Genomic DNA, 12,764 nt, shown 5'->3' with positions numbered 1-12,764 from the left:
CCTGGTGACTCAGACCTTGGAGGCAGGGACAATGGGGACGTGGCCGGCCTGCTCGTTGGGCCGTCGAAGCCAGTGTCCGAGCAAGCCTAGGGCGATCGCGGGGTAGAGCGCGCCGAAGGGAATCCACATGATCAGACCGCCGAGCTGCTGGTCCTCCAGCAGGGTCATCCCCCACCTGGCCACTCCCTCCTCGTACGCTGGATACCAGGCGCGCCGGGACAGGCTGAGGAACGCTCCCAGGGCGCTTCCATGCAGGGCGGTCGCGAAGAGGTAAAAGACGGCGAGGACCGCCCCCAGGCGGCGGTACGGGCTGGGATGTAGGACCGGCCACCAGAAGAGCAGCGCGGTCGCGAAGAAGGAGAGGTGCTGCAGAAGGTGCACGGGCTCGCTCGTCAGCGCCGCCTCGTACAGCCGTGGAGTATGCCAGAGCCAGAGGGCGATGGCATACAGCGTCCAGGCAACCGCAGGTCGGGTCAGCCACCGCCAGAGGGCGCGCACGGGCGGCGTTCGGATCCTTCGGCCGAGTGGCTTCCGCCACGGTCGCGGGAGGGCCCACGTGAAGGCTAGCAGTGGATGGCCCAGCAGCAGCAAGGGCGCGGCAACCATGATGAGCAGCTCGTGCTGCACCATGTGCGCGCTGAAGAGTGCACCTCCCAGCGGATCGAGGGGGCTGACCAGCGCGAGGAGGAGCACCAAGACGCCGGTCGAGTAGCTCCAGAGTCGCCAGCGCGGGATCCCTCGACCCATTCCGGCCCGCGCCCAAAGGGCCCCACACCCTCGAGCGTACAGCCAGCTCGCCAAACCGATTACAGCCAGGGCCGCGGGATCCTCCAACCAGGCACCCCAGAGGTCATGCGGCGCCAGCGGCTCGCCCGCGTGGGCCCATGCAGGACGGGCAGCCAGGTTCATCAGCAACGACCCCACGAAGGCCGCTTGGACAATCGCCGCACACCGTGCGCAGATCGGCGGGCGCGACATTGCTTCACCGCGCCCGGGCGAAGGCAACGCCCCAGGGCCTTTCACCGACGGGGATCGTGCGCGTGGCGCGCAGCGCTTCCGTGTCGATCTCGGTGACGTCGTTCGAGACGCCATTGGCCGTATAGGCAAAGCGCCCCTCCGGCGACAGAGTGACCCCCCACGGGCGTTTTCCTACCGGCACGTCGGCGATCACCTCGCCCCGTGCCGGATCCACCACCGCCACGGTGTTGTGGTGCCCGGTGGCCACGTAAACGCGACGCCCGTCGGGCGCGACAGCGATGCCCACAGGCCGGGATCCCTCAGGGAGGGAAAGGGTTTCTATTACGGCGTGCTGTGGAACTGCCACCACCGACACTGTCCCGCTGATCTCGTTCGTCACATAGGCCCGATCTCCACCGGGGGAGAATGCGGCCGCACGCGGTCGAACTCCCACCAGGAAGGTGGCAACCACCTCGTTGCTGCGCGTATCGATCACCGAGACGGTATTGCTGGTCTCCGCGGTGATGTAGACCCACTTCCCGTCGGGGCTTACGGCCACGCCTTCGGGCTCGATACCGACCACCACGGTGGCCAGCACCTGTCCGGTGATGAGCCCGGTTGCAGTAGCTGTCCCCGCATCCTCGTTCGCGGCATAGAGCCGCTCGCCGTCGGGCGAGATCACGAACTGCTCCGGGTCGCTCCCGACCGCGTAGCTCCGCTGCTCCCCGCCATGCCGCAGGTCGAACACGGCCACTCCGTCCTGGTCGCTTTCGGAGCGCGGCGAGTCGTCGCTGAGCGCTACGTAGAGGCGTTCGCCGGAGGGATCGAGGTGGAGTCCTCGCGGGCGCCGCGCCACGGGGAGCCGGGCAATGGCCTCGCCGCGCTCCAGCCCCACTACGGTGACGTCGACCGAGCCCTCGTTGCTCACGTAGAGAAAGGGTCCCGGCCCCACGTCAATCTCGGACGGGTGGGGAAGTGCCTCGTGTCGGGCGAGGGCCGCGGAGCCCTGCCCGCGAACCTGTCGGCCGAGGGGTCGAGCGAAGAGAGGCTGCTGGAGCTGACGGGTACGGTGATCGAAGGTCAGCGGCTCGCCCTTGTGTCCGTCGAACCGCGCCTCCGGCGCGGTGAGCACAGCCAGCAGCGAATCAGGCTCAGCCGCCCCGGCGGCGGAAAAGGCCTCCCAGACAATCTTGACCGCCATCCAGCTGGCCCAGCCAAGAGCGTCCGCTGAGTTCCCGATGTGTTGCTCAAAACGATCGTTGAGCTGGGCCGCCCCGAACCGTTCCAGCTCTCCGTGCCAGAGCACCGCCTCACGGCCGAACCGACCAAGGCCGGCCTCGTACATCGCCTTGCTCCCCTCGACGTGCAGCGTGTAGCGGCTACGGTCGGTCCGCAGCGCGTCCTCCCTGCAGCCGACGTTGAGGAAGAGGATCCGCAGACGGTCGGCCGTCTCGGAGAGAGCCCGGCAGGTGGGAGCGTCGAACCCGCCGATGACGGCAACGACCCCGCTGTTGGCGAGACGCTCCGCGGCGGCTACGGCCTCCTCCGGTGACTCGGCCTCTTCGAGGAGAAGCTCGAAGCTGCGCCCGACGAGCTCGCCGGCGTGCCGCGCCTCCTCGGCGCCCATTTCCGCACCGTGCAGCGCGCTTTCTCCACCCTCCTCGAGCTCGACGAAGCCGACTCGCAACCGGGCATCGCCAGTCTCCCGCCTCTCTGCTGAGCACCCCAGCAGCAGTGCCGCGACCGCACCGACGATCACTATGCGCCGCCCACTCAGGCCGGTGGGGGCACGCCAATCGATGATCGCGGTGTGCCGCCCGCGGGGGCAGCCGGTGCGGTCGAGCTGGCCCTCGGGCGGCACGGCGTCAGCTGCAGGGAGGGCGCGCATCAGCCTGAATGGTGAGGAGAAACCGCTGCAGGTAGCGAGGGCCGTCTAGACCCGAAGCACGTTGATCGACGGCCATGGACAACCGGATGGCCGTCGAGACTCGGACGAGGCGGCGGGCCCCGGGGCACCTCGAGCTTCCGCTTCCCCGCCTCCCGGGGAGCCGCCCACCGATTACCGCCTGCGCAGCGCCTGAATGAGTTCCTGCTTGTTCATGCTGCTGCGGCCCGGGATGTTCCGCTCCTTCGCAATGTTGTACAGCTCGTCGCGGGTGCGGGCCTCGTAGCCGCGGTTCGGATTGCCCGTTCCTTGGGTGGTGCGGTTCGGAGTGCGGCCCGATTGCCGGCGCCCCTTATTCACCGTGCGGGCGGCAATCTCCTTGGCACGCCGCTCGGACGCGCCGCGCTCCTGCGAGCTCTCCTTGATATGCTCGTATTTGCGCTCGTCCTTGTTGCTCCATCCTCTGGGCATCTGCTCCTCCGGTTGGCTCGGTTTCGATGCTCACGGCGGCCCTCCAACCCCCACCCGCTCGTGCGAGGATGCGAAGCCCGTGCCGGGGCTCGCAGCCGGCATTTTGCTTGCGTTCCGAACCCGGTTCCACGTCACGATTTCGGGCGGGGACGACTTTTCTCGAACCGGCAAGGTCCGCATGGCCAGCATATGGACTGGGGCAATCGCCTTCGGCCTGGTGAACATTCCCGTTCGCCTCGAAGCGGCGGTGCGCTCCCACGACCTCTCGTTCAAGCTCCTCGCCCCGAAAGGGAAGGGCGATTACTGTCCGGTGAAGTACGAGCGCGTCTGCAAGGACGATGGCAAGGAGGTCGCCTGGGACGACATCGTCAAAGGCTACGAGTACCAGAAGGAACGCTACGTGGTGCTGACCGATGCGGATTTCGAGAAGGCGGCATTGGCCACCAACAAGACTTTCGAGATCCAGGACTTTGCACCGGAAGACGACGTCGATCCGCGCTACTTCGAGAAGCCGTATTACCTGATTCCGCAGAAGGGAGGCGAGCGGGCTTACGCGCTCCTGCGCGACGCGATGAAGAACACGGGCACGCTCGGTATCGGAACGATCACCTTGCGCAAGCGGCAGTATCTGGCTTCGATCAAGCCGTTGCACGATGCCATGGTGCTGGACCTGATGCGCTTCGCCGACGAGGTTCTCGACGCCTCCGAGTACCGCTTCCCCGGCGCCGACTACCGGCCCCAGGAGCTGCAGATGGCCGAGCAGCTCGTCGGCAACCTCACCGAGGAGTTCAAGCCGGAGAAGTACAAGGACGAGTACCGGGACAACCTCGAGAAGATCATCCAGGCCAAGATGAAGGGTAAGAAGGTGACCCTCCGCGAGGCGCCCGAGCCTGAGATGACCGGGGTCATCGACCTCATGGATCGCTTGAAGGAGAGCCTCGAGGGCAAATCGAAGAAGCCCTCTGCAAGCCGCAAGAAGAAGAGCGGCACCTCGAAGCGCCGGAAGTCGGCGTGACGCGGGTCGTCACGTCCCGCCCCGGCTCGACGTCCTGACCCGCCCCCATGGCCGCAAAATCCAGCCTCTCTACCTACCGGAGCAAACGCGACTTCAGCAAGACCGCCGAGCCACGGGGCAGCAAGAAGCGGCGTGGGCCGGCCGACGGTCTGGAGTTCGTGATTCAGAAGCACGACGCCCGTCAGCTGCACTATGACCTGCGGCTCGAGCTCGACGGCGTGATGAAGAGCTGGGCCGTTCCCAAGGGCCCGAGCCTCGACCCCTCAGTCAAGCGCCTGGCCATGGAGGTCGAGGACCACCCGATCGAGTACAACGACTTCGAGGGGACCATCCCGCAGGGCGAATACGGCGGCGGGACGGTGATGCTCTGGGATCGCGGCACCTACACCGCCGACGAGAAGGGTCCTCGCGAAAGCGACGCGAAGGCAATCCGACGGGGATATCACGCCGGCAAGATCTCCTTCACCCTCCACGGCGAGCGGCTCCGCGGCTCCTTCGCCCTGGTGCGCACCAGAGGCGGGGATGAAAACAAGCCGCAGTGGCTCCTGATCAAGCACCGGGACGAAGAAGCCGACGGGTCGCGCGACATTACCGCCGAGGTAACCACCTCCGTCGCGACCGGACGCACGATGGAGGAGATCGCCAGAGGGAAGGGTGGCTCGCGAGTCTGGCATTCGAATCGGGGGGACGGCGCCACCAAGGACGGGGGTAAGTCCAAGAGCAGAAAGCGGGCATCGTCACCCGGCGAAGATGCTCCGGCGCCTGACCTCTCGGGGCTGCTCCCCATGCTGGCGCGCTCCGGCGCTTCCATCCCGAACGAGCGCGATTTCACCTTCGAGCCGAAGTACGACGGCATCCGCGTGCTGGCCTTTGCCACCGACGTGGGCGCAGCGCTCATCACCCGCAATGCGAACGACAAGGCGAAGCAATTCCCGGAGGTGACGGAAGCGCTGACTGACCTGGCCAATGATCTGGGTATGCCCCTGGTCCTGGATGGGGAGATCGTCGGGCTGCAAGGGGATGAGATCGTGCGCTTCGAGTCGCTCCAGGGCCGGATGCATGTGACGGATTCACGACGGATCCAGAGGCTGGCCGAGGAGCAGCCCGCTGCCCTGGTCGTATTCGACGTGATCCTGGCCGGCGAGGAGGTCCTCGTCGACGAGCCCTGGGACGCCCGCCGTGAGCGGCTGGAGGAGCTGCTCGAAGGGCGCACGGGGTCGATCCTCCGCCTCGGCGACACGTCCTCCGATCGGAAGGCGATGGAGGCTCGGGCGCGCGAGGGACGCTGGGAGGGGCTGATCGCCAAGCGGCGAACGTCGAAGTACCGGCCCGGTCAGCGGACTGACGACTGGGTGAAGGTGAAGCTCGAGAACACCCAGGAGTTCGTGGTCGGGGGATGGACTGAGCCGCGGCGCAGTCGCCAGCACCTCGGAGCGATCCTGCTGGGATACTATGAGGACGGCGACCTGATCTACGCGGGCCATACCGGCACGGGCTTCAACGCCCAGACACTTCGCGAGATGGAGCGGCGACTGAAGCCGCTCGAGCGCAAGACGTCGCCTTTCCGGGAGGAGCCCGAGACCAACGAGCGCGCCCACTGGGTGTCGCCGAAGGTGGTCGTGCAGATCCGCTTCAACGAATGGACCTCGCGCGGAATCGTTCGGCAGGGGGTGTTCGTCGGCTTCAGAGACGATAAGGATCCACGCGAGGTGGTACGGGAACCACCGGCCAGGATCGAGGAGCCTGGCGAAGACTCGAAGGGAAAAAAGGATTCGGGGGGAAAGAAGAAGGATTCGGAAGGCAAAACGCGGAAGCGTAGGCGGTCGTCGAATGCGCGGGCTTCAAGGAAGGGCAATCCCGGGCCGCCGGATCGCGACCCAAGTCTGGACGGAGCGGTCGTCCGCCAGATTCGAGCGCTGCAGGAATCCCGCAGGGGAGGCACGCTGACCCTGGGGCCGCACCGGCTCGACATCACCAACCCGGGCAAGGTCTTCTTCCCGAAGAAGAAGCTAACCAAGGGCGACCTGCTCGCGTATTATGCTGAGATGGCCGACCTGATCCTCCCCTGGATGGAGGATCGACCGCTGGTGCTGAAGCGGTATCCCAACGGCATCGAAGAGGAGGCGTTCTATCAGCAGGCGGCGCCGGAGGATCCACCGGAGGGGGTCCGGGTGGAACTGGTCGCCCTCAACGGTGAAAAGGAAGCCAGGCCGCGCCTGGTGGGTGGCAACTTGACGACGCTGCTCTACACGATCCAGCTCGGCGCCATCTCCTACGACCCCTGGCATTCTCGCGTGGGGCACTTGGAGAGCGCCGACTATACGATCCTCGACCTCGATCCGGGACCGGGGGCCGACTTCCAGCAGGTCGTCCAGGTCGCGCGGTGGGTAAAAGAAGAGATGGACGCTTTCTCTCTGCACGGAGCGCTGAAGACCTCCGGTTCGAAAGGGCTCCACATCTACCTCCCGCTCCCCCCGGACACACCCCTGGAAGCGGCGACGCTGGTGGCGCAGATCATCGCCACGCGAGTGGCGCACAGGCATCCGCGCGAGGCGACCGTTGAGCGGATGGTCAAGAAGCGGCCCCACGGCACGGTGTACGTGGACTACCTGCAGAACATCCTGGGGAAGACGATCGCCGGGGTCTACTCGGTGCGGGCAAAGCCCGACGCGACAGTATCGACTCCCCTGGATTGGTCCGAGCTGACGGACGAGCTGGACCTCGCGGAGTTCACCCTGGAAACCGTACCGGACCGGGTTCGAGAGGTGGGGGATCTATGGGCTCCCGCGATGCGTCGACCGAATTCCCTGGAGCCGCTGCTGGCGGGGGGTGACTGAGGGCGTTCGCCCGGAGCTGACGAGCACGAAGCCAGCAGGTTCACTTCATCTTCCACGGGTGAGATGACCACTGAGGAACGCCACGGTCAGGCCGGGGACGAGCTGCTGGAGCCGCTCGTCGACTCGATCTGGGAGGAATCGGTGGCACTGGAGACGATCCTGGTGGTGCACGGGTACAGCTCCCTTCGCCACGCACTATCGCGCACGCTCCAGTACCACGGCTACCGCACCCTGGAGGCGGCTTCACGCGAGCAGGCGCTCCGGCTGATCCGTGCCGAGCGTCCGGACGTGATCCTGCTCGACCGGGCGCTGGAAGACGGCAAAGGGATCGCGCTGGCGGCCGAGCTCGCAGAGCGATCCGGCCTCAGGGACGTGCCGATTCTGGCGCTGACGTCGGACACGGTGGCGGAGGAAACGCTGCGTGAGGAGGGTTTCCGCGGGGCCCTAGTGATGCCGGTCGAACAGAAGCACCTGCTGGGGGCGATCGACCGGGTACTCGAGACGGCGCGGCGGAGGGAGGCCGGCGGCCTTCGCCTCGCGCCGTCCGACGAGCAGTGCCGGCTGCCGCTGGAAGATCGGCTGATGGCCGAGCACCTGACCCTCTTCTTCCACTTCCCCGCCACCACCCGCATCGAGCTGCGTCCGGGGAGCGAGGCGGAGGTCCGCAGCGTCTCCATGCGTCTCGCGGCGCTGGGCATCCGGCCGGAAATCGAGATGGAGAGTGGAGCGCTCCTGCTGCACTACGAGGTGTCGATTGCGGAGGCGCTGGCGCTGTGTGGGGAGGATGCCGAGCGGAAGATCGCCCACTGGCTGTGCGATGCCTTCCCTGAGCTGGCTTCGCGACCGGACGCGCTGGCACAGCGGCTGGAGGAGCTCGCCGACGAATTCCGTCGGCTGCAAAAGATCGCCAGCTGAGCCAGCCTGCGGCCGGCGGGGCCCCCGTGGCGAGCTCAGCCGCGGGTCTGCTTCCGGATGAAGGTGGGGATGGAGAGGTCGTTCGGATCCGGGAGCCGGGTGGGCTGCGGAAGTGTGGTCAACGGAGCCGGCGTCGGGCGCGACGTACGGGACGCAAAGGTACGGCCGGGGGGGCGTCGGTCCATGCCCGTCGCGATGACGGTCACCCGCAGCTCATCCTGGATCTCCGGGTCGTGGACGGCTCCGAAGATGATCTCAGCCTCCTCGCCCGCCGCCTCCTGGATGAGGGTGCTGATGGTGGTGACCTCGTCGATCGCGAGGTCCATCCCGCCGGTGATGTTGATCAGAACCCCTGCCGCCCCTTCGATCGAGATGTTGTCGAGCAGCGGACTGCTGATCGCCGCCTGGGCAGCTTCCACGGCCCGATTCGGCCCGCGGCCGTAGCCGCTCCCCATCAAAGCCGTCCCCCGGCTGCTCATGACCGTGCGCACGTCCGCGAAGTCGACGTTGACCTCGCCGGTTACCCGGATCAGGTCGCTGATGCCCCGCGTCGCGTTCAGCAGGACTTCGTCGGCCTTCTTGAGGGCGTCTTTGAAGGTGGTGCCGCGACCGACCACGGAAAGGAGACGCTCGTTGGGCACCACGATCACCGTGTCGACGGCTTCCTTCAACTCCGCCAGCCCCTCTTCGGCCTGACGCATCCTCTTCTTACCCTCGAAGAGGAAGGGCTTGGTGACGATGGCGATCGTCAGGGCGCCCATGTCACGCGACATTGCGGCGATGAGGGGCGCGGCCCCCGTCCCGGTACCTCCCCCCATGCCGGCGGTCACGAAAACGAGATCGGCGCCCTCGATAACCTTGGCGACATCCTCGCGGTTCTCCTCGAGCGCGGCTCGCCCGATCTCCGGCCGGGCTCCCGCACCCAGCCCGCGGGTCAGCTTGCGGCCGATCTGGACCTTGATCTCCGCGCGGTTCTGCTTCAGTGCCTGAGCGTCGGTGTTGACCGAGATGAACTCGACCCCCTCGAGCTCTTCTTCGATCATCCGGTTCACGGCATTACCCCCGCCCCCGCCGACCCCGACCACCTTCATCCGGGCGCCTGGCGTGCTCTCCTGTTCGAACTCGAACTCGGCCATTCCTGCTGACTCCTCGCGAGGGACGTCCGCCGTTCAGGCGTGGTGTGAATTGATGCCCCGCCAGGGGGCTGAACTTCAGTCGGGTGACCTGCTTAAGATTCGTCGAATCGGAAGCCGCTCTTTAGAAGGGCGCTGTCCGTTGGGCGAGGGGTGGGGCGCGGAGAAGGGACGCCGCGCGCCGTAGCCCCCCAAAGAGGACATAGTCGGCGCATCCACGGCACGGACGATCCGTGACCGCATACTAGTGATTGCCGGCGAGAGGCCGCAAGCGCGAGCCAAGCGGCTCGCCTCACCAGTGTGCCACGACGTGCTCCACAGCCCGCGCCGCCACCGCGGCGGCGGCCTCCAGGCGCCAGCGGGTAAGATCGCGATCCTCCACCGCGTTGCTGACTCCCCTTACCTCCACGCAGGGCACGGCGTAGAGCGCGGCTACGTGGGCATAGGCGGCTCCTTCCATCGATTCCACCAGGGCGGCGTGCCGGCGGCGCAACTCCTCGCCGCGCCTGGCCGTTCCCGAGCACGCCGACACCGTGACGAAGGGCCCGACGCCGTGCGCGAGCCCCGAATCGGTGAGGGCGCCCGAGGCCGTCGCCAGTCGCGCCGGAGACAACGGAATCTCGTTGTAGACCGGGCCCTCCTCCCCGTGAAGCAGAGGAATGCCGATGTCGGCACTGGATAGCCACGATCCCGGGGCATCCACCCCCTCGTCGCCGTAGATCTCCGCACTCGCCAGGGCCAACCCGCCTACCTCGAGTCCCGATCCGGGGTAGGCTCCCCCCACCCCGAACGCAACGATGCCCCCGACGCGGCCGCGCTCCAGCGCCGCGGTCAGGGCTTGTGCGGCGTTCACCTTTCCCATCCCACCTTCAATCACGACCACGTGGCGGCCGGCCAGGGTACCTTCCGCCGCGGGCTTGCGGCCGATCGTCGTCCTCCGCATATCGTGCAGGCGCTGCAGCACCGGCTCGACTTCGAGTGGAACGGAGGCGATGAGTACGAGATCGCCCGGTTCGTCCATGGGCTGGGTCTGCGTCCGAGTGAGTCGTCGATTACTGAAATCATAAACTTACCATTCGTGCGGCGCCCTCGACATGGATCAAGCGTCGCGCTGCGTCGGTCGCTCATGCACCTGAAGCGAGCCTTCTGCCGGTGGTCCGTCCTGGTATTCCTGGTACCCGTTGTGGCGGGCGCATGCGCGCGCACGCCCCCGCCACCCCCGCCGCCACCGCCTCCCGCTCCGGCGCCACCCCCTCCTCCGTCGATCGTCTGGACGGCGAGGCCGGAGGTCCCCGTGGTCACCGATTCGGCGGCCATCGCGCTGCCCTATCCGTTTACGCGCTTGGATGTGATCGGGCGTGACAGTCTCGGGCATTTCCTGGTCACCTGCACCTACTGCCCCCGGCGGGTGAGCGGCAGCGTGCAGCCCGAGGATGTGGTATACGAGGTACGCGCGCCGGCCGAGGCAGCCACGGGATCGCTGGCGGAATTCGCGCTCGCCATCCGCGACGCCGCCGCCTGGCGCCGGATCGACTCTTTGTCGGTGGTGATGGTGGAGGACTTCACCTTCGGACTCTCCTCGCAGCGCGATCGGGGCATCGCGCTCATCGCCTGGCAGCGGGAGAATTACCGAAAGCTCGATCAGGTGCCACGACTTCTGGACGCGGGCCTGGTCCAGATCGGGAAGGACTTCTGGGTGGCTCCGGAGGCGTATGCGCTGCAGCCCGGCTATCAGGGCCTGCGCCTAGGCTTCGAGCGTAATGCCGCCACCGGGCGATGGGAGTGGCTCTTCCTGGTAAAGGGCGATTTCTGAGGGCGCGGAGCGGGGGCGAAGGAGAGCCGGGGCTCCTCCCGCCTCATCCGGCTACGTGGGGGAGCCCTCGCCCATCAGACCGGTGACAGAGCTCATAGTCAGAGCTCGTGCTCGCCCACCTCGCCCGTGCGTACGAAGTCGGCGTAGCCGTTGTCGGGATCCCCGCCGCGCTCGAGAATGCGGTCCACCGTTCCAGGCCCACGGTTGTACGCTACCAGAGCGAGGTCGGTGTCGCCGTTGTATTTCTCCACGAGCTGTTTCAGGTAGCGAAACCCGATGCGCAGGTTCGTGGTCGGGTTTCTCAGCTCGGAGTTGGTGATGCCCCGCTCGAGCCAGCGGGCGGTCGCGGGCATCAGCTGGGTAAGCCCGACGGCCCCGACGTAGCTGGTGGCGGAGTTCTGGAATGAGCTCTCCGCCCGAACCAGGCCGAAGGCGATATCCGGGTCGATGCCGGCCTCGATGGCCGAGTCGTAGATCTGCTCCGCCAGCTCGCGAGACAGGTCGTACGAGGCGTATTCCTGCATCTTCTCGCGGATGACCTGCTCGCGTTGCGCAGCGGTAGCGCTCCTCCGTCCCTCCAGCTCGCGCCAGGTACGGCTCAGCGACGAATCGCTCACACCGGTGGCGGGGACGCGGCCGAGGCGCTGCTCATGCGACGGATCCAGCCGCATCGCCTGCTGGTACCGGTTGATGGCGATCGGGGTGGCCGTTCCCACAACGGCGAGGCCCACGAGACCACTGCGGACGGGATGCTGTCGCAACGACGCCAGCCACTCTGGCCCACGCAGGGAGCGCCGCCGCTCTCGGCGGCGCTCCCGGTCCATGGCCCGCCGGTAGCGTGGCTTGATCGCCTCTTCGCCATCGAAGGCGCGTGGCCAGCGCCGCCGCGCCCTTCCTGTCGGGTGCCGCGGATACGTACTACGCCGGTCCCAGGGGGGTAGATCGCGGCTTGCAGGTGAATACATCGTCGCCTTCCGTCCGTGGGTCCGCCGGCTGCCGTCTGAATAGGCGTAACGATAATAGTGGCAGTTGTTTACGCATCTGGCGTGCCCGGCCGGACGGGCCGCGGCGAGCTAGACGTGCACGACGATGCGGTCCAGGCGGGGTCGGCGTTTGGGGACGAGGCGCTCCACGATGCGGGCGCGCTTTTCCAGTCGCTTGCGTTCGTCCTCGTGCTGCCTTTCTGCGCGGTCGACGAGAATGCCGAGCAGGGCGGCCGAGGCCAGTGATAGCGGAGCGGGGGAGAGGGGGCGTCCACCTCGGCGCACTCCGGCCAGGGTATCGGCCAGGCCGAGGAGACCGATGCCGACCACGGCGAGGTCAAAGGTGCGTGTGGCCAGCCGGCTGCGTTCTCCCGGGGCAATGGCGTGCACCGCGTGGGCGATCGCCGCGGCGGCCGCGAGAAGCGCGGGGCCCCAATCGACGGGCCGAAGGCGGGCAAATGCCCCCCGCGGGCCGCTCTCGGGTGCATAGGGGTCGACGGGGGAGTGCTGGCCGTCGTGCAGCGCTTCGGCGACTGTGCCGAGCCCGGTGAAGAGGAGTAGCTCGGCGGTCAGCATCTGCAACGGGTCCGGCGATTCGCGATCGACCGAAGCCTCCCCGAATGCACCGGGAGAGACGCGCGTCAGCCGGTCGCGCAGGAGCCTGAGGGGATCGTTCATAGCCGCGTCAGGGTAGGTGTATCCTCCCGCGGCGGCCGCAAGAGACAGACCATCTCCGCACCTTCTTCCCGGCGATC

General features: G+C 67.2%; 11 protein-coding genes. 4 read left to right on the top strand and 7 right to left on the bottom strand.

Annotated features, from left to right (window positions below):
* Window positions 1-9: 9 nt before the first annotated feature.
* From VF167_10120 to VF167_10110, 3 genes are all read right to left on the bottom strand, one after another.
* Window positions 10-909: a cytochrome c oxidase assembly protein gene (locus VF167_10120; protein ID HEX6925780.1), complete on the bottom strand. Its 900-nt coding sequence runs from the start codon at window positions 907-909 to the stop codon at window positions 10-12.
* Between the two features lie 73 nt (window positions 910-982).
* Window positions 983-2,845, bottom strand: a complete 1,863-nt coding sequence (locus tag VF167_10115; GenBank protein ID HEX6925779.1) for a beta-propeller fold lactonase family protein — start codon at window positions 2,843-2,845, stop codon at window positions 983-985.
* A 171-nt stretch (window positions 2,846-3,016) separates the two neighbouring features.
* Window positions 3,017-3,313 carry a Rho termination factor N-terminal domain-containing protein gene (locus VF167_10110; GenBank protein ID HEX6925778.1) on the bottom strand — a complete coding sequence of 99 codons (297 nt, stop codon included), beginning with the start codon at window positions 3,311-3,313 and terminating at the stop codon, window positions 3,017-3,019.
* Between the two features lie 178 nt (window positions 3,314-3,491).
* Between VF167_10110 and VF167_10105 the strand changes: the two genes are divergently transcribed.
* The 3 genes from VF167_10105 to VF167_10095 all read left to right on the top strand — a co-directional run bounded on the left by VF167_10105 (window position 3,492) and on the right by VF167_10095 (window position 8,080).
* The gene (locus VF167_10105) at window positions 3,492-4,328 is read left to right on the top strand and encodes a Ku protein (protein ID HEX6925777.1); all 837 of its coding nucleotides are present in this window, start codon (window positions 3,492-3,494) and stop codon (window positions 4,326-4,328) included.
* A 47-nt stretch (window positions 4,329-4,375) separates the two neighbouring features.
* Entirely contained in the window at window positions 4,376-7,165 is a 2,790-nt protein-coding gene (ligD, locus tag VF167_10100) for a DNA ligase D (protein HEX6925776.1), read from the top strand.
* 63 nt (window positions 7,166-7,228) lie between these two features.
* Entirely contained in the window at window positions 7,229-8,080 is an 852-nt protein-coding gene (locus VF167_10095; GenBank protein HEX6925775.1) for a response regulator, read from the top strand.
* Between the two features lie 35 nt (window positions 8,081-8,115).
* Here the strand turns inward: VF167_10095 and ftsZ are convergent, their stop codons facing one another.
* Both ftsZ and mqnB read right to left on the bottom strand, forming a co-directional pair.
* The gene (gene ftsZ, locus VF167_10090) at window positions 8,116-9,216 is read right to left on the bottom strand and encodes a cell division protein FtsZ (GenBank protein HEX6925774.1); all 1,101 of its coding nucleotides are present in this window, start codon (window positions 9,214-9,216) and stop codon (window positions 8,116-8,118) included.
* Between the two features lie 289 nt (window positions 9,217-9,505).
* Window positions 9,506-10,234 carry a futalosine hydrolase gene (gene mqnB, locus VF167_10085; protein ID HEX6925773.1) on the bottom strand — a complete coding sequence of 243 codons (729 nt, stop codon included), beginning with the start codon at window positions 10,232-10,234 and terminating at the stop codon, window positions 9,506-9,508.
* A 273-nt stretch (window positions 10,235-10,507) separates the two neighbouring features.
* Here mqnB and VF167_10080 point away from each other — a divergent pair, with 273 nt between their 5' ends.
* Window positions 10,508-11,026: a hypothetical protein gene (locus VF167_10080; GenBank protein HEX6925772.1), complete on the top strand. Its 519-nt coding sequence runs from the start codon at window positions 10,508-10,510 to the stop codon at window positions 11,024-11,026.
* Window positions 11,027-11,124: 98 nt separating this feature from the next.
* Here VF167_10080 and VF167_10075 read toward each other — a convergent pair whose 3' ends face one another.
* Window positions 11,125-11,991: a lytic transglycosylase domain-containing protein gene (locus VF167_10075; GenBank protein ID HEX6925771.1), complete on the bottom strand. Its 867-nt coding sequence runs from the start codon at window positions 11,989-11,991 to the stop codon at window positions 11,125-11,127.
* A 108-nt stretch (window positions 11,992-12,099) separates the two neighbouring features.
* Window positions 12,100-12,687 (bottom strand): hypothetical protein, encoded by a 588-nt coding sequence (locus tag VF167_10070; protein HEX6925770.1) that lies wholly within the window; start codon window positions 12,685-12,687, stop codon window positions 12,100-12,102.
* Between the last annotated feature and the right edge of the window lie 77 nt (window positions 12,688-12,764).

This window comes from Longimicrobiaceae bacterium (assembly GCA_036375715.1).
In the GTDB taxonomy this organism is placed as follows: Bacteria; Gemmatimonadota; Gemmatimonadetes; order Longimicrobiales; family Longimicrobiaceae; genus DASVBS01.
This window is presented reverse-complemented; position numbering and strand designations above follow the sequence as displayed.